24 protein-coding genes are annotated in these 23148 nt (G+C 57.6%); 17 read left to right on the forward strand and 7 right to left on the reverse strand.

The genetic code is table 11. The features are described from left to right. The first annotated feature begins 17 nt into the window (after positions 1-17). From G583_RS0111395 to G583_RS0111425, 7 genes are read left to right on the forward strand one after another with little or no spacing between them, the layout of a single operon-like run. Positions 18-692, forward strand: a complete 675-nt coding sequence (locus G583_RS0111395; protein ID WP_022871310.1) for a DUF2017 family protein — start codon at positions 18-20, stop codon at positions 690-692. Next, positions 692-1585: a glutamate racemase gene (gene murI, locus G583_RS0111400; RefSeq protein WP_022871311.1), complete on the forward strand. Its 894-nt coding sequence runs from the start codon at positions 692-694 to the stop codon at positions 1583-1585. The genes G583_RS0111395 and murI overlap by 1 nt, the downstream gene beginning before the upstream one ends. Positions 1586-1628: 43 nt before the next feature. After that, positions 1629-2438, forward strand: a complete 810-nt coding sequence (locus tag G583_RS0111405) for an MBL fold metallo-hydrolase (protein WP_022871312.1) — start codon at positions 1629-1631, stop codon at positions 2436-2438. A gap of 11 nt (positions 2439-2449) precedes the next feature. Then, positions 2450-3196 carry a ribonuclease PH gene (gene rph / locus G583_RS0111410; protein WP_022871313.1) on the forward strand — a complete coding sequence of 249 codons (747 nt, stop codon included), beginning with the start codon at positions 2450-2452 and terminating at the stop codon, positions 3194-3196. Then, on the forward strand, positions 3196-3810 hold the full coding sequence (rdgB, locus tag G583_RS0111415) for an RdgB/HAM1 family non-canonical purine NTP pyrophosphatase (protein WP_022871314.1): 615 nt from the start codon (positions 3196-3198) through the stop codon (positions 3808-3810). Before rph ends, rdgB begins: the two co-directional genes overlap by 1 nt. Next, a complete protein-coding gene (locus G583_RS0111420; RefSeq protein WP_022871315.1) occupies positions 3807-4847 on the forward strand; it encodes an exonuclease domain-containing protein in 1041 nt (346 codons plus the stop codon). The genes rdgB and G583_RS0111420 overlap by 4 nt, the downstream gene beginning before the upstream one ends. 45 nt (positions 4848-4892) lie before the next feature. Next, positions 4893-5597 (forward strand): hypothetical protein, encoded by a 705-nt coding sequence (locus G583_RS0111425; RefSeq protein ID WP_156832106.1) that lies wholly within the window; start codon positions 4893-4895, stop codon positions 5595-5597. Here G583_RS0111425 and G583_RS0111430 read toward each other — a convergent pair. Beyond that, positions 5594-7096, reverse strand: coding sequence for a catalase (locus G583_RS0111430; RefSeq protein WP_022871317.1), 1503 nt, complete (start codon positions 7094-7096; stop codon positions 5594-5596). The genes G583_RS0111425 and G583_RS0111430 overlap by 4 nt on opposite strands. Before the next feature lie 331 nt (positions 7097-7427). On the opposite strand from G583_RS0111430, the gene G583_RS15790 reads away from it, so the two are divergent. Both G583_RS15790 and G583_RS15795 read left to right on the forward strand, forming a co-directional pair. Continuing rightward, positions 7428-8144, forward strand: coding sequence for a hypothetical protein (locus G583_RS15790; RefSeq protein ID WP_022871318.1), 717 nt, complete (start codon positions 7428-7430; stop codon positions 8142-8144). Positions 8145-8155: 11 nt separating this feature from the next. Beyond that, entirely contained in the window at positions 8156-9274 is a 1119-nt protein-coding gene (locus G583_RS15795) for an FUSC family protein (RefSeq protein ID WP_022871319.1), read from the forward strand. On the opposite strand, the gene G583_RS0111445 is transcribed toward G583_RS15795, so the two are convergent. Genes G583_RS0111445 through G583_RS0111455 form a run of 3 tightly spaced genes read right to left on the reverse strand, consistent with a single transcriptional unit; the run spans position 9266 to position 11113 of the window. Continuing rightward, the gene (locus G583_RS0111445) at positions 9266-9664 is read right to left on the reverse strand and encodes an MmcQ/YjbR family DNA-binding protein (protein ID WP_022871320.1); all 399 of its coding nucleotides are present in this window, start codon (positions 9662-9664) and stop codon (positions 9266-9268) included. The two genes, G583_RS15795 and G583_RS0111445, sit on opposite strands and share 9 nt — an antisense overlap. 6 nt (positions 9665-9670) lie before the next feature. Further along, positions 9671-10801 (reverse strand): cysteine desulfurase family protein, encoded by a 1131-nt coding sequence (locus G583_RS0111450; protein ID WP_022871321.1) that lies wholly within the window; start codon positions 10799-10801, stop codon positions 9671-9673. Between the two features lie 15 nt (positions 10802-10816). Next, the gene (locus G583_RS0111455) at positions 10817-11113 is read right to left on the reverse strand and encodes an ArsR/SmtB family transcription factor (protein WP_245540627.1); all 297 of its coding nucleotides are present in this window, start codon (positions 11111-11113) and stop codon (positions 10817-10819) included. A 152-nt stretch (positions 11114-11265) separates the two neighbouring features. Between G583_RS0111455 and arsB the strand changes: the two genes are divergently transcribed. Genes arsB through G583_RS0111475 form a run of 4 tightly spaced genes read left to right on the forward strand, consistent with a single transcriptional unit; the run spans position 11266 to position 15061 of the window. Continuing rightward, a complete protein-coding gene (gene arsB, locus G583_RS15800; RefSeq protein WP_022871323.1) occupies positions 11266-12435 on the forward strand; it encodes an ACR3 family arsenite efflux transporter in 1170 nt (389 codons plus the stop codon). Next, positions 12419-12850, forward strand: coding sequence for an arsenate reductase ArsC (locus tag G583_RS0111465; protein ID WP_022871324.1), 432 nt, complete (start codon positions 12419-12421; stop codon positions 12848-12850). Before arsB ends, G583_RS0111465 begins: the two co-directional genes overlap by 17 nt. A gap of 35 nt (positions 12851-12885) precedes the next feature. After that, a complete protein-coding gene (locus tag G583_RS0111470; RefSeq protein WP_022871325.1) occupies positions 12886-13218 on the forward strand; it encodes a hypothetical protein in 333 nt (110 codons plus the stop codon). A 19-nt stretch (positions 13219-13237) separates the two neighbouring features. After that, a complete protein-coding gene (locus G583_RS0111475) occupies positions 13238-15061 on the forward strand; it encodes a DUF2207 domain-containing protein (RefSeq protein ID WP_022871326.1) in 1824 nt (607 codons plus the stop codon). A 27-nt stretch (positions 15062-15088) separates the two neighbouring features. Here the strand turns inward: G583_RS0111475 and G583_RS0111480 are convergent, their stop codons facing one another. Further along, positions 15089-15718: a protein-L-isoaspartate O-methyltransferase family protein gene (locus G583_RS0111480; protein ID WP_022871327.1), complete on the reverse strand. Its 630-nt coding sequence runs from the start codon at positions 15716-15718 to the stop codon at positions 15089-15091. A 159-nt stretch (positions 15719-15877) separates the two neighbouring features. Here G583_RS0111480 and G583_RS0111485 point away from each other — a divergent pair, with 159 nt between their 5' ends. Both G583_RS0111485 and G583_RS16650 read left to right on the forward strand, forming a co-directional pair. After that, positions 15878-16819 carry an iron-containing redox enzyme family protein gene (locus G583_RS0111485; protein ID WP_022871328.1) on the forward strand — a complete coding sequence of 314 codons (942 nt, stop codon included), beginning with the start codon at positions 15878-15880 and terminating at the stop codon, positions 16817-16819. Then, the gene (locus G583_RS16650; protein ID WP_084677372.1) at positions 16816-17028 is read left to right on the forward strand and encodes a CDGSH iron-sulfur domain-containing protein; all 213 of its coding nucleotides are present in this window, start codon (positions 16816-16818) and stop codon (positions 17026-17028) included. Before G583_RS0111485 ends, G583_RS16650 begins: the two co-directional genes overlap by 4 nt. A 10-nt stretch (positions 17029-17038) precedes the next feature. On the opposite strand, the gene G583_RS0111495 is transcribed toward G583_RS16650, so the two are convergent. Both G583_RS0111495 and G583_RS0111500 read right to left on the reverse strand, forming a co-directional pair. Then, positions 17039-17653 (reverse strand): methyltransferase, encoded by a 615-nt coding sequence (locus tag G583_RS0111495; protein WP_022871330.1) that lies wholly within the window; start codon positions 17651-17653, stop codon positions 17039-17041. A 55-nt stretch (positions 17654-17708) separates the two neighbouring features. Continuing rightward, on the reverse strand, positions 17709-18611 hold the full coding sequence (locus tag G583_RS0111500) for an ADP-ribosylglycohydrolase family protein (protein WP_022871331.1): 903 nt from the start codon (positions 18609-18611) through the stop codon (positions 17709-17711). A gap of 45 nt (positions 18612-18656) precedes the next feature. Between G583_RS0111500 and G583_RS0111505 the strand changes: the two genes are divergently transcribed. Together G583_RS0111505 and G583_RS0111510 are read left to right on the forward strand one after the other, a co-directional pair. Beyond that, a complete protein-coding gene (locus G583_RS0111505) occupies positions 18657-19847 on the forward strand; it encodes a metallophosphoesterase family protein (protein WP_022871332.1) in 1191 nt (396 codons plus the stop codon). Further along, positions 19847-22966 carry an AAA family ATPase gene (locus tag G583_RS0111510; RefSeq protein WP_022871333.1) on the forward strand — a complete coding sequence of 1040 codons (3120 nt, stop codon included), beginning with the start codon at positions 19847-19849 and terminating at the stop codon, positions 22964-22966. The genes G583_RS0111505 and G583_RS0111510 overlap by 1 nt, the downstream gene beginning before the upstream one ends. Positions 22967-23148 lie beyond the last annotated feature (182 nt).

The raw sequence follows: 23148 nt of genomic DNA on the forward strand, positions 1-23148 counted from the left end.
GATACGACACATCCCCTATGGCTTTAGCGTTCAAATCAACTCTGCGCGGTTACTCCGCCTATCTGGAGAAACCCGAGCGTCAAATTCTCCGGTCGCTATTCTCTGATGTCCTCACATTGTTGGATGGGGTGAGCCCGGCCGACGACCCGTTGGAAGAGGATAAGCCGAAATTTTTTGACCGGTTCCGTTCCCGGCAGGATGCGGCGCAGTTGCCCGAGGCTCCCGCTACGGAAAACGATTCGCCAACGGACGCAGCATTTTGGGACCTGGTAGGTTCACTGACCGACGACGATGTCCAGGTGGATCTCAGCGACCCGGCGGTGCAACGGCTCTTACCTGACGCTCGTTCCGGTGAAGGCGCCGAAGAAGGCTCAGCACAGTTCCGAGACCTGGCCCAGGAGGATATCCGTCAAAAGAAGATTGCGGATCTGCAGCGGGCCTATGCGCTGGTGCAGACGCCGTCGTTGATGCTGTCGCAGAAGGAAGCAGAGGCGTTTGGTCGGGCCCTGAATCAGGTGCGCTTGGTGTTGTCGTCCAGGCTTGAAATTGAGCACGAGGATGACGCCGAACGGATTCATGAGATTGATTCGGTTGATCAAGCGACCGATGTCGAGCGCTACATGGCGTTGTTGTACAACTTTGTATCGTGGCTGCAGGAAACCCTTATGCAGGCGTTGATTGGAGACCTCTGATGATAACCCCTACTCCGACAGCGCCGATCGGTATCTTTGACTCGGGAGTTGGCGGCCTGACGGTCGCTCGCGCGGTGATCGACCAGCTGCCTGACGAGGACATTGTTTATGTCGGTGATACCGAGAATACGCCGTACGGCCCCAAGCCGATTGCCGAAGTGCGTCGCCTGGCCTTGACGATCATGGACGAACTCGTAGACGCCGGCGTCAAGCTGCTGGTGATTGCCTGTAACTCCGCCACCGCGGCGGTGCTGCGCGACGCGCGCGAACGCTACACCAAGGCGTATGGTATCCCGGTGGTCGAGGTCATTCAGCCGGCTGTGCAGCGGGCGGTCACCTCGACGCAAAATGGGCGGGTCGGCGTCATCGGCACCGAAGCCACCATTTCATCAGGCGCTTACGAGGATATGTTTGCCGCGGCACCACAGTTGCACATCACGTCGTCGGCCGCACCGCGGTTTGTGGAATACGTGGAGCGCGGGATCACAACGGGGCCCGAGCTGATTGCCCTGGCAGAACGGTATTTGGCGCCCTTCAAACAGGCGGATGTTGATACCTTGATCCTTGGCTGCACGCACTACCCGCTGCTGGCCGGTGTGATCAGCTACGTGATGGGGGAGAACGTGAATTTGGTCACCTCGTCAGAGTCAACGGCCCGTGCGGTGTACCGTGAACTCGTGCGTCACGGATTAGAGAATCCGGCAGGTGCGGCAGGCGAGATTCCGCCTGCTACCTCGCGCCACAAGTTCATGTCGACCGGGGATCCGGGGAATTTCGCACAACTGGCTACCCGCTTTTTGGGGCCAGAAGTCGGTGGCGTAACTCAAATTCGCACGGTCGCCGAACAGTTCCCGACCGGTACACTGTCGGTAATCAACGCACACGGCAACTAGACCGTTAGAATTTCTGGAATTTTAGGTCGAAGGAATCGAGGACATGCAGCTCACCATTATTGGCGCGTCTGGCTCATTTCCCGGTCCGGGATCGCCTGCGTCATGTTATCTGGTCTCGGCTAATGGGGTCGATGCAGACGGTAACCCAAAAACGTGGCGCATTCTGCTGGACCTTGGTAACGGAGCATTGGGGACGCTGCAGCGCTATGTAGCTCTCGAGGACATTGACGCGATCTTGTTGTCCCACCTACACCCAGACCACTTCATGGACTTGTGCGGGTTGCACGTCGTCGTCCGTTGGAATCCCTATGGTTGGGATGCCGGACGGATTCCGGTTTATGGTCCAGCCGGTACCGCGGATCGCACAGCGATCGCCTACGGCATGGACCCGGATCCCGGTATGCACCCAGACTTTGACTTTATCGACTGGCAAGAACGTCAGGCCGTGGAGATCGGGCCCTTCAAGGTCACACCGTATTTGGTGCGCCATCCGATCGATGAGTCCTATGCGTTACGAGTCGAGGCCACCGAGCCAACACCAGACGGTGAACTCACTTCCGTGCTGACCTACTCGGGCGACACCGATACCGCGCCCGGGCTGGTTGAAGCTGCCCAGGGCGCCCACCTGTTTTTATGTGAGGCCGCATTTCACGAAGGCCGCGATGACGCCATCGACGGTGTGCATCTGACCGGCAAACGCGCCGGCGAAATGGCTACCGCCGCTGATGTTGGCCGGTTGCTGTTGACCCACATTCCGGTGTGGAATGACCCGTTGGTGACCTCGCAGGAAGCCCGCACCACTTTTGACGGTCAATTGGCCGTAGCCGTTTCCGGCGTTACTTACACCGTATAGAGGAGTTTTGTTTGTCCACTCGTGCCGATGATCGCACCGTATCCCAGCTTAGGGAAGCCACCATCGAAACCGGCTGGTCCGCCCACGCTGAAGGCTCAGCCATCGTGTCGTTTGGGGACACCAAGGTCTTGTGCACCGCCAGCTTTACCGAAGGGGTGCCACGCTGGCTCAAGGGCAAAAATCGGGGCTGGGTCACCGCAGAGTACGCGATGCTGCCCCGGGCCACCACGGATCGCAATGCTCGAGAATCGGTGCGCGGCAAAGTTTCGGGCCGTACCCAGGAAATCTCACGGCTTATCGGTCGAAGCCTGCGGGCCGTGGTCGATACCAAGGCACTGGGCGAGAACACCATTGTGGTTGACTGTGACGTCATCCAGGCCGACGGCGGGACCCGCACCGCCGCAATCACCGGAGCCTGGGTTGCACTGGCACAGGCCATCGAATGGGCACGCGAGCAGCGCATCATCCGTTCAACAGCCAAACCCCTGACCGGTTCAGTTGCAGCGGTCTCCGTTGGCATGGTCGACGACGTCGCCGTGCTGGACCTGCCGTATGAAGAAGACGTGCGTGCCGAAACCGACATGAATGTGGTCACCACCGGTGACGGCGACTTCATTGAAATTCAGGGCACCGCTGAAGAACAGCCTTTCAACCGCGCCCAACTGGATGCCATGCTGGACCTGGCCGTTGCTGGGACCGCGCAGCTCACCCAAATCCAGCAGCAAGCGCTTGCTGCAGTCTCGGAACAGGATGCCTGATGGAACCAGTTGTCGTTTTAGCATCGCATAACGCAGGCAAACTCGCCGAGCTTCGAGCCATTCTGACCGAGGCCATCGACTCACTTGCACCCGAACAAATCGTCGACGCTGCCACGGTCAATGCTCCGGACGTGATTGAAGACGGGCTGACCTTCGAGGCCAACGCCCTAAAGAAAGCCACGTTGACAGCCCAGGCCACCGGTCTGATTGCCGTGGCCGACGATTCGGGTCTCACCGTGGACGTCCTGCGCAGAGCGCCCGGGATTTTCTCGGCGCGCTGGGCCGGCAAACACGGTGATGATCAAGCCAATATGGAACTGTTACTGGCTCAACTGGCAGATATCGACCACCCACACCGCGGTGCCGCATTCGTATGCGCTGCTGCCTTTGCCACACCGGATGAAAAAACGCACGTGGAATTTGGCAAACTGGCCGGCGATCTCACCTTCGAGCCACGGGGCGACTACGGCTTCGGCTATGACCCGATCGTTGAACTAGCCCAGTACGGTAAGACCGTGGCCGAACTCGATGCGGAAACCAAAAACGAAATTTCACACCGCGGCCAAGCGTTCCGCGCCCTAGCACTACACTTGGCAGGTGTGCTCGGTCAGTGATCAACTTCACCGCCCTTGATTTTGAAACGGCCAATGGTTTTCGAGGCTCAGCATGCGCGGTAGGAGCGGTCAAAATCCGCGACGGCGTTATCGCTGAAACCCACTACTCGTTATTGCAGCCGCCGGTCGGCTACGATCGTTTCGACCCGCGCAATATGGCGATCCACGGGATCACCCCCGACGACGTCGCCACCGCGCCCACGTTCGCAGAGCATTTTGCAACGCTGCATGAGTTTGTGCACGACGACGTTGTTGTTGCCCATAACGTCGGCTTCGATATTGGTGTCATCGAATCAGGACTGGAAGTATGCGAGCTGCCGATTCCCCGGTTCGAGTTCGCCTGCTCGCTGACGTTATCCCGGAAAAACTACAAACTGGCTTCTCACGCGTTGCCTTCCGCTGCAGCTGAAGCCGGATTTGTGTTGGAAAATCACCACAACGCCCTCGAAGATGCCAAAGCCTCCGCAGCCATCGTGGTGGATGTTGCCCGACGACTGGCCGCCGAGTCGCTGGACGCCACGTTGGAAGTCTCCGGTATGCAGCGCAGAACGCTGGCAGCGCGCGACGTCGGGGACACGCTGTCACGTCCGACACGTCATGCACTGACCATGCCCGGCATGTTTGACGCCGCAAATCACGCGGTTGCGGCAGAAGCCTTACCCGATCTGATTCGTTGGCCCAATGAGGGCACAAACCCGCCGACCAATGAGTTCGCCGATAGCAAGCATCCGTTATTTGGACATCACGTAGCATTCACCGGATTGCTCGGACTTTCCCGTCAAGATGCAAAGAACAAGGCGGCCGCCTACGGTGCGCAAACACAGTCGCGTATCGGTGGCACCACCACCATGGTGATTGTTGGTGACGGAATTCGTCCGGAAGAGCTCGCCAACTTTGAACAGCATCCACGTTTGCAGCAGCGAAAAATGCAAGAAGTCGTTCGACGCCGTGAACAGGGACAAAACATCGTCTTGGTGACGGAGCCTGAATTTTTAGGCATGCTCAACGAAAATTGGCCTCACGCGACCGCTATGTAAGCACCTCGGTGAAGTTTTGAGACTGCTGTGCTAGTCTCTGACTTCGTGATAGAAACACCAGCAAAATATCGTCGTGCAGCTGCTAGCGCGAATCTTGGTGAGATAGTAGCTATCCACCATGATCGACCTGGACCTCGAACGGTTCTGGCCTTCATCGGAGCTTGGATTCTCATGAGCGCGCTGACATGGCTCGCACCCGGGGAAACACTCCTGTTGGCAGTTGCTCCAACGGCTTTATTCTTCCTGCTCTGGCTGGTTATCTACATCATGATGGCCGGGGAACGACTGGTCGTATGCCAGCGCGGCATCCTCTTGGGGAGCTTTGCTCCGTTTTTACGACCCTATGCGATAGCTTATGAACAGCTGATTGTTGGCAGTGTTGTGCCCATCAGCGGTGGTCTGCGTCGCTACCACAAACAAACTGGAATAGCACCGTTCACGTCGAGTATCCGAACGGCGTGGTGGTCACGACGCGGCGTGTCCATGGCTGGTCCAACGCCAGCAGAAGCTCGAGCACGGCTCAGACACGGGCTCGGCCCTGATCAACCTGGCCGAATTGGATCGCCATGGCTCATCGGCACGCGCGCTGCTGCCGAAGCCGCAACGGCGGATATTGCACGGGCAGCAGGTGCGGCAGGATGTATTGAACTCGCAAACGCCACTGCGATGGCGCCGCCGCGCACCCTATCAGGTCACGCTGCGGATAATCCCACGCAACTGCCGAACCTCCATGTGCCCAGTCGCCATTAGTACTGGGGATCGCCCCCTGGCTGTTGATCCGTTTGGGCGGTTACAGAACGGACGGCTTGCTCAATTCGTTGACCGATGTCCGCGTCGATGTTCTTCCAGTATTGAAACGCATTTGATAAGACCGGTTCCATCACAGTTTCTAGCGAACCTGCCACGGTTTCAACGAGTTCGTCGCGCTGCGCGTCATCCATGACCTTCCGGACGAGGACTCCAGCTTGGTTGAAGTCGCCGTCGCCTTGTCGCAGCGTATAGGCCTGACGTACCAGTTCGCCGTCGTTCTCCCAAGACACATCCACGGTGCCTTCTTCGTCGGACCAGGAGTCACCAAACGAGTTTGGTACGTATGGTCGACGGTGGTCGGTGTGTTCGAACCACATGTTGCCTTCGAAGTTGTAGGTGTGAACTTCGTTGATCGGGCGGTTGACCGGTAGCTGCTGGAAGTTGGTGCCGATGCGGTAGCGCTGTGCGTCCGCGTAGGCGAAGTTACGGCCAAGCAGCATCTTGTCTGGTGACATGCCAACACCCGGGACCATGTTACCGGGCGAGAAGGCAGCCTGTTCAATCTCTGCGAAGAAGTTGGCGGGGTTGCGGTTGAGCTCCATGGTGCCAACCTTGATACGTGGATAGTCAGCCTTGGGCCAGATTTTCGTCAGGTCGAATGGATTGATGCGGTAAGTTTTGGCATCTTCGTATGGCATGACCTGGACCCACAGATCCCACGACGGATTGTCGCCGCGTTCGATTGCTTCATAGAGATCACGACGATGGTAGTCCGCATCCACGCCGGCCAAACGCTCGGCTTCCTCATTGGAAAGGAACTCCATACCCTGGTTAGTGAGGAAGTGGTATTTGACCCAGAATTTTTCACCGGCCTCGTTGACCCACATGTAGGTATGGGAACCGTAGCCGTTCATGTTGCGCCAAGTCTTGGGGAGCCCACGCTGACCCATCAAATAGGCAACCTGATGAGCCGATTCAGGGTTTTGAGTCCAAAAGTCCCACTGCATGGTGTTGTCACGTAACCCGTTTTCTGGCAGCCGCTTTTGGGAGCGAATGAAGTGTGGGAACTTCATGGAATCGCGCACGAAGAAAATCGGGGTGTGGTTACCAACCAAATCGAAGTTTCCTTCGGAGGTGTAGAACTTCAGTGCGAAACCACGGAGATCGCGCCAGGTATCTGGCGAACCTAGTTCGCCGGCGACCGTCGAGAAACGCGCCAGCATTTCAGTTTCGGCGCCCGGCTGAAAAACGGCCGCCTTGGTGTATTTGGAAACGTCTTCGGTGACCGTGAAGGTACCGAATGCGCCCGAACCTTTGGCGTGTGGGCGACGCTCGGGGACGTTCATGCGGTTGAAGTGCTGCAGCGTTTCGACCAGGTGGTGATCGTGTAGAACGATCGGACCATCTGGTCCAACGGTCAGCGAGTTGCGGTCGCTAACAGCTGGGATTCCGGCCTGCGTTGTTGATCCAGTGTTGTGCGGGGTCTTGCTCTGTACCATTGTGCTACTCCTCAACTTGCGTCTTTGTAGAGTGGACAAAAGGAACCGTGAAATACTCGATCGTGTGTCCAGTCTCCTGGTGTTGGCGAGTCAGAACAAGACCCTGAGGCAGATCTATCTCTGCGAGCCGAATGGTGGATTTCTGCGCCCGCGGAACGCACCCCACCCTAGGAGTACGCAAGGATCGATGTTGATGAGGCCAAGCTGGAGGCCTTCGGTGAAACCATCGCGTTGAACCGGACAACGCCCAGTAACGCGGGATCAGATCCGCTAGCCTAGAACTATCGATAGAAAATCACAGCGGAGAAGTTGTCTCGCCCCCGTCGCAACGGTGCTGTGTCTGATCGGCTTGGTGGCAGCGGTGGTGGTGTTTGGGCCGCGCATTTTCAACGACCTGCTTGAATGGGGCGGCAGAACTCCTTGGAGCCCGCAGTGCACCGTCGAGACTGCTGACGGGGAAGTTGGCCTGACGCTTGATGAGGCCAAACTGGCCACGACGGCTGTGGCATTGTCGGCCCGGGGCGAGGACCCACCGAATACCTCCGAGATTGACGACACTGTGATGCAGCGGTTAGCCGACGGGCCCCAGGATGATGCCGGCCCGAGTCTGAGCTGTCGGGTGTCTGCTGCCGACGATCTTATCCAACAAGAACCAACCGATACCGGGCTGACGCCTCGGGCTCAGGAAGTTCATGAGCAGCTGACCGAGGTTTTTGGTGACCTCGGCGTGGGTGGGTTTGCACCAGGTGGCGTCGATCATGGACATCAAGACGGTTCGACGCACTACGACGGTCGGGCTATTGATATCTTTTTTCGCCCGGTCTCTGAAGAACACCGGCGCGAGGGTTGGCATTTGGCGCACTGGTTGGTGGCCCACGCCGAGCAATTAGACATCCAGTACGTCATCTTTGACGATCACGTCTGGAGCGCCCGCAGTTTTGGTGGACAATGGCACGACTATGAGGTGTCAGACCCAGACAATGAAATTCTGCGTCACCTCGACCATGTACATGTTGATGTACTGGGCGGAGAAGCTGAACCAATGTGAAAGGAGGACCTGTGGCTATTCAAACTTCACGTATCGGAGAACGATTGGTGAGGTGGTTGAAGCGGCCAGAGACTCTCACGGACCTGTTGCAGGTGGCTAAAACCGTGATAGCCGTGACGATTGCCTGGGCGATCGTGGCGTTGTGGTGGGGCTCTGAGATCGCGTTCTTGGCACCGTGGACGGCCATGCTGACCGTCCACGCCACGGTATATCGGTCGTTTTCGCACGGGGTCCAGTCCACGTTGGCTTCTGCAATTGGGCTGACGCTTTCCTTCGTTGTTGGCCATTTCCTCGGTGTCAGCATTGCAACCTTTGCTCTGGCGTTGTTGATCGGTCTCGTTGCCGCAAGATTGAACTGGATCCGTGACGAAGGCATGGCCATTGTGACCACGGTAATTTTTGTGCTGGCCAGTGATTATCAGAGCCAAGAACATTTGATGGTCGACCGGTTCGTCGAAGTTGCAATTGGTGTGGCCGTAGGACTCGTCGTCAACCTCCTGATTGTGCCACCCCTGCGAGATCAGCAGGCCGAACGCTACGTGGAGCATGCCAGTGATCGGATGGGCAAAATTTTGAGCACCATGAGCGAGGAATTATCCGATTCATGGAACACGGATGAGGTTGAAGCGTGGTTGCGGGAAATGGAATCCATGAGCGATGAACTCGACTCCGCCTGGCAGACCGTGCGTTTTGCTCGCGAAAGTGAGCGTGGCAACCCACGTCGGTATCGTCCATGGTTCAAAAATTCTCGGGTGCAAGCCCCAGAGACTCGGCATGATCAGGTCAGTTACGAGGAAATATTGCAACGTATGGACGAGGGTGTTTCGCATTTGAGCCACCTTGCGCGCACGCTACGTGAAGCGACCTATCAAGACGGCAGCTGGGACACTGGTTTCCGGCATGAATGGGTCAAAATTTTACGTGAAGCCGGCGACACGATCGCGGATACTGATGCGAGCGTGGAACCACTCTTTGACCGTCTGGATGAGATTGCTCTGAAGTTTTCTCACCATAACGATCTTCCGGCGCGTGCCTGGCCAGTGTATGGCTCGTTGCTGACCAGCCTGCGCCACATCATTAGTATTGCGGGGATGTCTCCGGATGGTCAGCGTCCTACCTCGTCAGGCTGAGGGCGAGTGTTCCTGACCGAAAGTGCGTGGATCTACCGGGTGTTGATATTGCGGCAGATTCTTCTCGATCACTAATAAATACGACTCTGTCACAAGGTCGTTGATGAGTTCCTTATCGAGAGCCTTTCCGGGTGACACTGTGATCCAGTGGCGCTTGTTCATATGGTATCCCGGCGAGATTTCTTCATACGCGTCACGGAGTGCGGTTGCTTCTTCCGGTGAGGATTTGAGCGTCACGATTGGTTCACCGGTCACGTCAGTCAGGAGCATAAACACCTTGCCACGGATTTTATAGACTTCGTGGTCGGGACCGAATGGGTATCCCATTGTGGTGTGCGGAAGTTCCCCAGCACGATCGCGTGCGTAGTGTTGCAACGTAGTACCGTCCATGCGTTGCTATTCGTGCTTCTGTAACGCAGTGTGCAAAGTGGTCACCGTCGTGTGAATGTCTGCTGAGCTGGTTTGCCGACCGATCGAGAGCCGTAGCGCCCCGAGCGCGACATCGGCTTCGAATCCCATCTCCAGCAACGTTTGAGCAGGAGTGTGGACACCAGCGTGGCATGCGCTGCCCGTTGATGCTGATACGTTGTCAACCGTATCGAGAATATCGCCACCAATACGGTGCGGGATTGCTACCATCAGCGTATTTGGTAGGCAATGTTGTGACGGGCTAATACGTACTAACCCAGGGATGGCGATTTTGAGTCGTTCCCACAGCATCTCGGTCAGTTGCTTCTGACGTGCAGCCTCGTTACTCAACAGCGTTTTTGCCAGCTGTGCTGCGGCACCGAGTCCAACGATACTGGCGACGTTTTCAGTACCCGGCCGCAGACCGTGTTCCTGCCCCGCACCGACCAGTACCGGGTCAATGAGCGTACCGCGTCGGACGTAGAGGGCTCCTATGCCCTTGGGAGCATACAGTTTATGGCCGGCAATGCTCAGCAAATCAACAGCTAGCTCTTGCACCGAGACTGGAATTTTGCCGACTGCTTGGGCCGCATCGGTGTGGACCACTCCGCCGGCAGTATGCACTCGCTGGGCAAACTCTGCAACGGGTTGGATAGTACCGACTTCGTTTTGCGCCAGGATCAACGTGCCTAATCCCAGTGGTCCATTGGGCACAGCTGAAGGTTCAATATGCGCGGTTGAATCCACGGACAATCGATGAATATCCCATCCCTGTTGTTCAAGCAGGTGGAGCGGCTCGACCGTCGCCGGGTGTTCAACTACCGAGGTGACAGCCGATCGTTGGGTGATCAACTGTGCGGTGCCCCGGATCGCGAGGTTATTTGCTTCGGTGCCGCCGGATGTAAATGTGATTTCATCGGGATGGGCGTCGATGAGTGAGGCAATGGACTCGCGTGCCTGTTCGACTGCTTGCCGAGCCAGGGTGCCCTGGGACGTAGCACTTGAAGGATTGCCGAAATGTTCGGTCAGGAATGGCCACATGGCGTCAGCGACCTCTGGGGCAACCGGGGTGGTGCCGTTGTGATCGAGATAGACGGGCTTCACTGTTGTTTCTGGCATTGTTCCTCCGCTGGTTTACGACAGATCTAGGATGTCACGTAGCTGAGCGAAAGCTTCGGGAACGATACTGTAGTGCGCCCACTTGCCACGTTGTTCGCGAGTCACCAGACCTGCGTCGACCAGCTTTCTCATATGGTGGCTGACGGTCGGCTGGGTGATACCGAGCTTTTCGGTGAGGTCGCATGCACACACATTATCGCAGCCTTGTGCAGCGACATGCGATAACAACTGCAGGCGGGTGGGGTCGGCGAGCGCCTTAAACATTTCTGCGATGAGTTCTGCTTGGTGCGTGGTGTCTGGAAAATTCGCCATGGTGCAGCACGGCTGTTGCAGAGCGGGGGAGGTCTTCGATGTTTCGGCGGCAGTGTGCATACTTTCATCATACATTGACATCTATCGATGTGTCAGGATAGCCTCAACTCTGTCGAATCGACGGATGTCAATATGAAGGATCTGGAACCATTATGGGCGCTGCCACAGATTCACCTGCAAAAACGCGTTCGCCGGTGATGCAGGAAATGTCTTTGATGGACCGATGGTTGGCGGTGTGGATCCTGCTGGCCATGGGGTTAGGCATCGGTCTTGGTCGTTTCGTACCCGGCCTCAATGCAGCGCTTGACGCGATGACTCTTGGCGGCATTTCCGTCCCCATCACTCTTGGCCTGTTGGTCATGATGTACCCGGTCTTAGCGAAGGTCAGGTATAACGAAACTCACCGGGTCACGGGAGACCGCAAATTGCTGGTCCTCTCCTTGGTGCTCAACTGGGTTCTAGGACCACTGTTTATGTTCGTACTGGCCTGGGTGTTTCTCGCAGACCTGCCAGAGTATCGCACCGGACTCATCATTGTTGGTTTAGCACGTTGTATCGCCATGGTTTTCATCTGGAATGACATGGCGTGCGGGGATCGAGAAGCTGCCGCTGTACTGGTGGCCATCAACTCCGTCTTCCAGGTCGTGGCCTATGGTGCGCTGGGATGGTTCTATCTCCAGGCGCTACCATCCTGGCTTGGCTTAGAAACGACGTCGGCACGATTCTCGATATGGGCGATCATTGCCTCTGTATTAGTCTTCCTCGGCATCCCGTTGCTGGCGGGTTTTCTGACCAGGACTTTCGGAGAACGTGCTAAGGGGCGGACCTGGTACGAACATACCTTTTTGCCCAAGATCGGCCCCTGGTCGCTCTACGGTTTATTATTCACCATCGTGCTGCTATTCGCGTTCCAAGGTGAGGCGATCGTCTCCCAGCCGTTAGATATTGCCCGCATGGCCGTGCCACTGTTGCTCTATTTTGTGCTGATGTTCCTGGTGAGCTTCTTTGTAGCCAAAATGCTCGGTCTCAACTATGCAAAAACGACGTCGGTCGCGTTCACCGCTTCCGGTAACAATTTTGAGTTGGCCATTGCAGTGGCCATCGGAACGTTCGGTGTGACTTCCGGTCAAGCGCTCGCAGGTGTGGTGGGTCCCCTCATCGAAGTGCCAGTTTTGGTGGCCCTGGTATATGTGGCGGTGTGGCTGGGCCGCAAGCTCTTTCCTCATGATCCCACGGTCCCACTCACGCGGAAGCCAGCCCATCCTGGCAACCGTACCGCAGCACAGAAGCCTGGAGCATACATCCATGAACACCGTCCATGACAAACCCAGCGTGCTCTTTGTGTGCGTCCACAATGCTGGGCGATCCCAGATGGCCGCCGCATTTGTGCAAGCATTTGGTCGCGGTCGTATTGAAGTTTGGTCCGCAGGTTCCGAACCTGCTGATCAGCTCAATGCCGTGGCCGTACAAGCCATGGCCGAAGAAAACATCGACATCACGGCAGCGACGCCGAACATCCTCACCACAGATGCGGTACAAGAAGCCGATGTCGTGATCACCATGGGGTGTGGGGACGTTTGCCCCGTGTGTCCAGGTAAACGCTATGAGGACTGGGCCTTAGCAGATCCCGCCGGCAAAGGAATCGAGGCCGTTCGGGATATTCGTGACGACATCAAAGTCAGAGTCCAACACCTGGTGGCAGAACTCTTCGCTGACACCGAAGCCACACAGAACTGAGATGATGTGGACAACGCGACCCGGAAGGCGGAACCATGAAACGTAGGATCATCTCTACGGGCATCGTGTTGCTGGTTGTGCTGGGCGGCATTATTGTCTGGTTTGTTCAGGACGGCGACTTTTCTCGTCTGATCGGTGCGATGGTGCTCATCTTCCTGGCAGCCGTAGCTTTGGGCATCATCATCCGTTTCATCCGGGCGAAACCCGGCGAGCGAATGCGCCAAGCGTTTGGGCCGATCATAGGAGCAGGGGATAGCTACCAGTCCTTGCTGCTGGGACGACCGACCGTCGAGGAGACCTCAACTGAAGCACAACGAATAGATCGTGTGAATACTGCCTTTGACGATCCGAAAGAAGACCCTCGGTAACGGCATTTATACTGGTGGCATGGGTAGTGAAGTACGCGCTCGCAGATTGTGGGCACTGATCGCTGGTATCGCCATCATGATGTTGGGAGCGGTGAGCAGCGCCGCAGCCGATGAATCAGACGAGGATGTTGAGAACTTTCAGTTTGCCAGTTGGAACCTGAATTACGAACTCCGCCTCGACGACCAAGGCAGAGCTCAAGCAGAGGTTACCGAAGAGCTGGTTGCCGAGTTCCCACAGACAGATCAGAACCGCGGGATCGTGCGGTCGCTGCCGCTGCGCTATCAGAGTGCTCCGGCCGAACCACAGGAGATCAGTGTGACCGACGGTGATGGGAATGCTGTGCCCTTTGAAACAGAAGAGGCCGAGGGTTTCAAAACGATCCTGGTTGGTGACGATTCGTTCGTCCATGGCACCCAGACCTACGTCATTAACTACACCGTCGACGACGTGATGCACGCGACCGATCAGGCCGATGAATTTTATTGGGATATCGTCCCCGTCGACCGTCAGCAACCCATCGCTGACGTGACCGCAGACATCACACTCGACCCGACGCTGAGTGCCGCACTCACGGGAGCGTCAGCCTGCTATCTCGGAACACCCGGGGACACCCGGGACTGCGCGATCGAGCCTTCGGGGGATGCGAACGCAGCATTTACGGTGGCTGAAGAAGACCTGAGGAGTGGCAACGGAGTCACCGTGGCGATCGGTGTCGAGCCAGGCACTGTGACGCAACCGCCGGAACGTCAAGCAAACTTTGTGCTGGATGGGGTTCCGTTGGTGTTGGTTGGGGCTTCGCTGCTGCTGTCTGCCGGGGGAACCGCAGCCGTGTGGGCCATGGTGCGCAGATATCGCGAGACCTCCAGCCAGACGACGACGACCTACGGCATACCAGCCGACATGAACCCATTGCTGGCCAAATGGTTGACGGGCCAGGCCAATGAACCGATGGTCGCCATGATCCTGCACTTGGCGGTCAACGGTGTGTTGCGTATCGAAGAAGTCGACGACCCCACGGACAAGAAGGCGGATTCCCAGCCACAGTTGCGACTCATTGATTCACAGCTGGCCACCGACCCGTTGGAGACGCAGCTATTGGAAGGTCTTTTCCCAGATTTAGAACCCGGGGACCTCTTTGATTTTCCCAAGGACTCAAAGGACTTTACACAAGCCGCACAACAGGTTGAAAAGGCCAGCGGGGAAGCAGTTCTGGAGCGTGGATATCAACGCACAGTGCGTCATGGCAAAGCAGCCGCGAGTGGTTGGCTCGCCCTGGTGCTGCTCATCCCAACCGTGGTCCTGCTGATCATGGGCGCAAGTCGCGATAATACAGTGACCACCGTGTTGGGCGTGGTCCTGGGATTGCTCAGCCTCATGTTCATATTCATTTGCGTCGTTCGACATCGCGTTCTGACTCCGCAAGGTGCTGCGATGCGACAGCAACTGGAAGAACTGCGTCAGATGATGGACACATCCGAGGCCGCTCGTCTCAAGATGATGCAGTCCTATACCCATGCCACCCGCACACCGGCCTCGACACGTGATGAACCGGGTGGTCACATCATTGCGCTCTACGACCAGTTCTTGCCCTACGCGGTGCTCTTTGGCAAGCAGGAAGACTGGTCTGAGGTGTTGGCCAGCGCCTACCGGCACCATCATTTCCCCGCACCGGTCTGGTATCCGGCACTGCTCCACCATGGCACCGGCGGGATACAGGATTCGCTATCGTCGATGTTGAGCTCGGTCAGTGCCGCGGCGGCAACATCGAGCCCGAGTGCTGGTTCAACCGGTGGTGGAGTTGCCGGTGGAGGCGGGGGCGGCGGTGCAGCCGGTGGCCGCTAACCGAGCATCGCCAGCTGGTTCGGCCTGTCAGGACACAATGAGGTCCACGAATCGATAGGCCCCGTGCTGCGTGATTTCGGCGTCAGCAGGGTTATCACCGCGGCGTTGGACCCGAAGCATCTCCCCGGACACCGCTATCACCATAACGCCATCGGGTGTGAGCTGCTCTACCAGCTCCGCGGGCAGGTGTGTGGCTTCTGCCGAAACGAGAATCCGATCAAACGGTGCATGTTCTGGGGCCCCCAGAATATCTCGCTGTGCTGTGGCAATACTGGCCCAGGGCACATCGTGACGTTGCAACACGTCATTGGCTCGGTCGGCGAGAGCGGAAATGAGCTCGAGACCTAAGACGGTTCCGGTATCCGTAACCATGTCTGCCAGAATCGCCGTCGTCCAACCGGAACCAGCGCCCAAATCCAATACGCGCTGTCCGGGCTGCACGTCTAACAGGCGCAGCATATCGGCCACCGTGCTGGGCTGAGAATTCGTTTGCCCAAACCCGATCTGCACGGGCCGGTTGAAGCCGGCCTCGCGGTGTTTCTTCGCCGGTAAGAAGTCCGTACGAGGACGGCGACGCATCGCTTCCACGATCCGGTCGGTCCCGTCAGGATCCGCGGTGGCCGCGACGACGGCTTCCCAGTGATTTCGCTGCCTCATGATTCCCCACCTCTCAACATCTTGAAGAGTGCTACCGAGTCTAGTTGCCAAAGACAACCGAGATGTTGGCCGAGCCTTGACACCGTTATCACTTACTGGATTGACTAGTGTTTTGGGCTCGCATCTGAGTCCGTGACGAGAAGACGAGGAACTATGCCAATGTTGAGTCCCGCGAGTCGCGGGCCGCTGAGCCACGCCGTCCTCCACGCGCTGCGAAGTGGCGAAACATCCGGACTGCTTGACGCTCCGGAACCTGAAACCACTGAAGACGCCCAGCTTGCGCTGTGGATCATGTATGAGCAACACCACGGGGGCTTCGACGACATCTCCGATGACCTGGAATGGGATCCACACGTTCTTGGTGTGCGTCGTCGTCTGGAACAAGACTTTGAACAAACGCTGCGGGCTAGGGCACCACAGGCACCAGAACCCGGTGACTTCGCCGAAACCTTCTTCGATTTCGTGGCCGAGCACGACGGGCCATCGCTGGCTGCACACGTGCACCGATCGGCAACCAAAACACAAGTGCGTGAATTTCTGCGCCACAAATCGATTTATCACCTGAAAGAATCAGACCACACAACCTGGGTCGTACCTCGCCTGTCCGGGCCGGTTAAAGCAGCGGTGATGGAATTACAATACGACGAATATGGTGCAGGCAATCCGCACCGCCTGCACGCCACGATGTTTGCCGACGGATTGGACGCCAGCGGTCTGGAATCCGCCTACGGCGCCTATATCAATGAGGCCCCGGTTGAAGTGCTGGAACAAAATAACGCGATGTCCATGTTCGGCCTGAACCGTCGACTCCGGGCGGCATCCCTGGGATTTCTCGCCGCTTTTGAAACCACCAGCTCGGTGCCGTCACGGCGCATTGCTCAGGGTCTGGAACGGCTTGGTTTCCCCGCAGAGATGATCGAGTATTACACCGAACACGTCGAGGCCGACGCGGTGCACGAGCAGCTGGCCGTACGCACCATCTGTGGTGTCCTAATTGAAGAAGAGCCAGCGTTATACGACGATGTGTATTTTGGAGCATGGACCAGCATGGACCTCGAGGACCGCTACGCGAATCGTATGCTTGAGGCTTGGGCAGCATGAACCAGACACCAAACTCAGACCACCCCGATATCGTGCTGTGCCCCGGGGGACCGATGCTACTGCGTGGCGACCATGTGATCGAGGACGAAGACGGCAACGAACATCAAACCACCCGGCCCGTCACCGCGGTGTGTCGCTGCGGCAAATCTCAAATCAAACCGTGGTGCGATGGCACCCATAAGTTTCTCCGGAAACGCTCCGCAGACTAAGCACAGTCGTTCAGCGCGCCAAGTGCACGATGACCCCGTCGTCAAAAATTTTCGTCTCGTGGATGGCCACAGCTCCCGCACCTAGCTGTTGTGCGTGCTGGGCGATGAGCCGAACCTGGTCGGTGGTGCCCAGCTGGAGCAACGCTGAGCCACCGTCAGCTAGGTGCTGGTTGATTAGGTCAACGCAGATGCGCGCCAGCTCCAATCCATCGTCCCCACCGTCGATGGCCGGCACCGGGTCTGCGGGGAAGCGTGACGTCTCGGTTGTGCGAACCCACGGGGGATCGGCAATGATCAAGCTGAAACGCTCGTCATCGGCAAGTGCTTGTTCCATCCGCGCCAGCCGGAATTCCACACGCTTGGCCATGGCATTGACAACGGCGTTATGCTGTGCGAAGTGTTCGGCAACGGGATTGAAATCAACCATCACGAGGTCACGGTTTGAGTCTTGGATTGCGGCCAGCCCGATATGACCGACTCCCGCGCAGAGCTCTAACACAGGCCCGGATGGGCTCTGATCCAAAAGTTCGGAGGCCCAGACGGACTGTGCCGCGGTCCACGGTCTGGGCTGCAGTACCTGGTGGTCGTAGGCGATAGTCAAGCCGCCAAACGTGAGCTCATGCATGGGTTTCCTACTTTCGATCGGCGTGGTTATCCGGCAGGCTGTAGAAGGCGAGGGTTTAACTGGTCAGACGAATCCAGCGGTCAATCAGCTCTTCGAGCACCAGATAATTTTGCAGGTGCGAGGGGGTACCGATTGCGGTGTTGCCCAGCAACCCGCCGGCCAGTTGTCCGGCAACTACAGCGGTGGCTTGGGTATTGCCGCCGTAGTTCACCGCGTTGGTGACAGCCGCAGCAAAGAGTTGTTCGGGTGCCACAGGTTGTTCCAGGGCATCAGCCACCGAGGTAATCGCCGCGGTCAGCACCTGTTGTGCCGTCGTCGGTGTTGTCACGGTGCCGGCCAGACCGCTGTGAATCAGCTCGGACAGCTCGTCGTCATGCTCGGAGATTCGCTGCAGGACTTCGGTGACGGCACCCAGGAATGTTTGGCCGGCGAGCACGTGGTGGATCAGTAAGCTGTAGGCCGCCGACGTCGTCCACGACCCGTGCGTAAGGACCGCAGCCTGCTGTGACATCTTCACGACCCAATCATCGTCTACCTGGGGGAGCATGCCAAATGGTGCGGCGCGCACAAGCGCTTGAGCACCGCTAGCCTCGGCACCGTGGGGTTTGCGTGGAGTGCCCATCTCAAGTTCTTCTAACCCAATTTTTGTGGCGTCTTCGACGTCGCCGTTGCCCAGCGGGTAGGTGTCGATCCAGCGATCATAGACCACCGGCAGGCCTTCCGGGAAGTTTCCGTAGCGGGATTTATACCAGCGTAGCAATGCCAACCATACGCTGGCCGGTGGGTCGGCCGCTTGACCCTCGGAGGCCCACTCCAAAACTTCCAAGAGGCCATCTGCCGTATAGAGGCCCAGCTGGGTTCCGGTCGAAAATTCAGTGCCCTCGGGTTCAATGGCGGCGGCTTCGGCTGCAGCACCTCCATAAACGATCCCGGCAATGCGCGACGAGTAGTTATCCATGCGTCTAACCTTATCGTGTCTCATCTGGGTGCTTAGACTAGTGGCATGCGTATTCTTCACACCTCGGACTGGCATCTGGGCCGATCCTTCCACAACACCGATATGCTGTCTTCGCAGCAGCACGCCATCGATTTCATTGTTTCAACCATCGCGGAACGCAATATTGACTTGGTGCTGATCTCCGGAGATGTTTACGACCGCGCGCTGCCACCGGTGGATGCGGTGCGTATGTTCGATCAGGCGCTGGTGGATATGCATGCTGCTGGTGCCCAAGTGGTGGTCACCTCGGGCAACCATGACTCAGCGATTCGGCTGGGTTTCATGTCCCGGATGATGCGCGATGCCGGCGTCTACATTCGCACGATGCCCGAAACCGTCGTGGATCCGATTGTGTTTGATGACGACGATGCGGGGCGCCTATGTATTTGGACGGTGCCGTATTTGGAGCCCCGCCTCCAGGCACCAGAATTTGGGGTGGATGCCAATCACTACAGCATCATGTCCCACGTCATGGAGCAGATCCACGGGGTCATCGCCGAGCAAGATTTGGCTGATGCCACGCACATCATGATGGCCCACCTGTTTGCCGCCGGGGCCACGGGCTCGGAATCGGAACGCAATATCGGTGAAGACGTCGGGCAGGACTCCGAGGTGGGCACACTGGGCCAGGTGCCAGCCGATATGTTCGCCGGGATGCACTATGTGGCCCTGGGGCACTTGCACGGACGGCAATCGATGACCGATACGGTGCGGTACTGCGGGTCACCCGTGGCCTATTCGTTCTCCGAACACAATCATCGCAAGGGCATGTGGCTTCTGGAAACCAGCTCCGACGGCATTGCCGCTGATGCGATCGAATGGATCGACATCCCGCAACTGAAACAGCTTGCGGTGCTGGCCGACGAAATTGACGAATTATTGGAATCTGACCAGTACACCTGGGCCGAGAACGCCTGGTGCCAAATCACGGTGACCGACCCGCAACGTCCTCGTCGGGCATTCCAGCGTCTCAAAGAGCGATTCCCCGACATGCTGAACTTCATTCTGGCGCCCACCGGCGTACGCGAACGCCAGACCAGCTACTCAGATCGCATCGCCAAGGCGAAAACCGACTTAGACCTCGTCGTGGATTTTGTGGATCACGTGCGCAACCGGCCGGCCTCAGAGCAGGAGCAGTCCTGGTTGCAAGATGCACTGCACCACGTCAATCGTGTCAAAGAACAGGACGTGAAATAATGCGTATCCACCATCTGACTTTCCGAGCGATCGGACCGTACCCCGGCAAACAAGAACTCGCCTTTGAACAACTCGATGCCGCCGGCCTGTTTCTACTCGACGGCCCAACGGGAGCCGGAAAATCCACGATCCTGGACGTTGTAACCTTCGCGCTCTACGGCAAAGCCGACGACGAGCGAAAGAACACCGAACTCCACTCAACCCTGGCTGAACCGGGCACCCCACCTACCATCACCCTGGACATTTCCTTCGGTTCTCGCCGATTCGTCATCGACCGAGTGCTCCAACACTTCGCCCCACGCCGCGGTGCCAAAGATGCCGACGACGTCGTGACCCGCCAAGCCAGCATGGCCCTCAATGAGGTCGTCGAAGGCGAGACGCGACAATTGACGACCCGAGTGGATGAGGCCCAACAGATTTTGCGTTCGGTGATTGGGCTATCACGTGAACAATTCACGTCCGTCGTGCTCTTGCCGCAGGGAGAATTCGCACGGTTCCTCAAGGCTTCCAGCAATGACCGCGAAGCTATTTTGCGTCAGCTGTTTAACACCCATCGGTTCGATGAAATCGGTGATTACCTGAATCAACAGGCTAAGAAATTGCGCGGGGCGGTCGAAGCAGACAGTCAACGTCGCGAGAATCTGCGCGGTACGCTTCTCCAGACCGCCGAAACCTATGCGCCCTCTAAAGAGACCGACGATGACGCTGGGCACGTGGCTGCTGTAGATCTTGCCAACCTGTTGGACGTCGAACTGATCGAACACGTCCAAACCCTGATGACTGCCCTGCAAGTGCAGGCTGATCAACGCGTGGAACAGGCATCCTCAGTACTGGAGCAAGCCCGTCAAAAACTCACCGACCTCCAAGACCAGCAGACGCAGCTGCAAGAAGCCAACGATTTCCGCACTCGAAGTGCCGCACACCAAGCACAGACCACCGAGGCCAAGTCAGCCCGCCAGCAGTTGGACGACCATGCCCGAGCTAAACCCATCGTCGATACCCAGACTCACCTGGACAGTGTGAACCAGCAGCTTGATGCTGCGGTCAATGCCTGGCAGCAAGACTTTGACGCTGCACAACGTGACGACGTCATAGGTAGCTGGGCGGGGCAGGTCGCCGAAGGCCACAAGCTCTTCACCGTTGACCTCGACGACGTACAGACGCTGTGCGATCAGTGGAAAACCATTGAAACCAGCGCAATTCGGGCACTCGAGCAGGTCGAGCAACACGAAAAAACTCAAGCCGCAATTACGGCGCAGCGAAAACACCTGACCGAGTGGCAGCGTTCTCACACCGTGTTGACCAAGCAGTTGGAGGACTACGAATCTGCCTTTACGAAATTGACCGAGCAGGTGGCGACCGACAAGGCCAGAGCGGAAGAACTCGCTGGCGTCGAGCACACACTGAGTATCTCCCAGCAGCGCCTTGATGAGGCCACCGGGCAACAAACAGCGGCGAAAAAAGCGCAGACGGCATCTGACCGGGCCGAGCAACGGCAACAGGCTCGAGACCGTGCTCAACAAATCGCAGAGACGGCACTGGAAAACGCACAGCAGCTACTGCGCCGTCGTATTGATGCTGCGGCTGGTTTCCTCGCTGAACAGTTGGAAGACAATCAACCCTGTTCGGTGTGTGGGTCAACGTCACATCCAGCACCGGCCGAACTGCAAAATGCCGCCGAGATTTCCAATGCTGCAGTCCAAGCCGCGGAACAGGAAGCCACCGATGCTCGGCGAACCGCCAACAAAACCGAGCAGGACTACCAAACCCAGCTGACCACTCTGCACGAGCTCCAAACACAAGCCGGTGGTCTCAGCGTCACCGATGCCCAAAATGCTGTTGCCGATGCTCAGCACGCGGTGAAGACCGCACAAGAACAAGTCAACGAATTGGCGACGGTGCGCGCCCGTGTGCAGGAGCAAGAAGCCCGGATTGAAACACTGCGCCAAGACACATCGGCGACAGAAAAACACTTGACCGAAGCCACCACGCAGATCGCTAGCATCTCGGCTGAAGTTGAACGCGCCGAGACCGAACTGACCGAAACGCTGGGTGCTTTCGAAACGGTCGAACAGCTGCGTAACGCGACTGAACCTGCGCATCAATTAGTCGGACACATCGTTGCCCAGGGGAGCCAGGTATCATCCACCGTCTCGGCACGCGACACCGCGGCGAAACGGGTTAGGCAGGCCCTCGAAAATTCCGCCACCGCAGACCACCCTGCCTTCGATGACGCGACCAGTGCTCTGGGCTGCATACTGTCACCCGAAACACATGCCCAGCACGAAGCCTTCGTACGTCAGTGGACCACTGAGAAAGACCGTTTGGAAGAGAAAGCCGGCCAAGCATCCGTGATTGCCGGGCTCACATTGCTCGATGCCGGCGTCCCCGCCCCCTCGGATGCCACACTCGATGCGGCCCGGGAGGCGCAACAGGAGGCTCAAGTCCACCTGGCCCAGGCCAACCGCGAACACGGCAGTCTTGAAACAACATACGAGCAGACCCGAGAACACCAACGAAACCTAGCCGATGTCTCTAAACGGTCGGCCGAACAGTTAGCCGTCTATGAGGAACTCATGGGTCTCAGCGACGTCGTAGCCGGCCGCGGAGAAAATTCAGCGGCCATGCCGTTGCGATCCTTTGTACTCGCCGGCTGGCTGGAACAGGTCGCGGCAAACGCCTCCGAACGACTGACCGGCATGACTGGGGGCCGCTACGAGCTCAAACACGCTGTTGGCCAGGGTGGACGAGGATACGCCGGTTTGAACCTTGAGGTGATAGACCACCTCAATGACACGGTACGCAATCCGTCAACACTGTCGGGCGGTGAAACCTTCATGGCCTCCCTTGCTCTAGCACTCGGACTTGCGGACGCCGTCCAAGCGCAAGCGGGAGGGGTCTCGATGGATACGTTATTCATCGACGAGGGATTCGGGTCATTGGATGCTGACACCCTCGAAGATGTCATGAGCGTCCTGGACGCGCTTCAGGACGACGGACGACTGATCGGGTTGGTGTCTCACGTTGAATCCATGAAACAGCAGATCCCACACCGTATCCAGGTACAGAAAACCCAAAGTGGTTCGACGGTGCGTGTTATCGGTCCAGACATCGTCTAACGGCACAGGCATCAGCATCATGCTCTGAGGTTCAGAGTCCTGTTCAGGTTTCTGAGCCTCTTAGGTGAACTGTTGGTTAACACTTGCAGAATCACCGGCTGGAAGAGGATGACTGCAGTGGAGACAGAATTGAGTAAAAGTGATGTGCGTCATGAAGGTTTTGTTCTCATCTGTAACATCTG

This window comes from Yaniella halotolerans DSM 15476 (genome assembly GCF_000420805.1).
Taxonomy (GTDB): domain Bacteria; phylum Actinomycetota; class Actinomycetes; order Actinomycetales; family Micrococcaceae; genus Yaniella; species Yaniella halotolerans.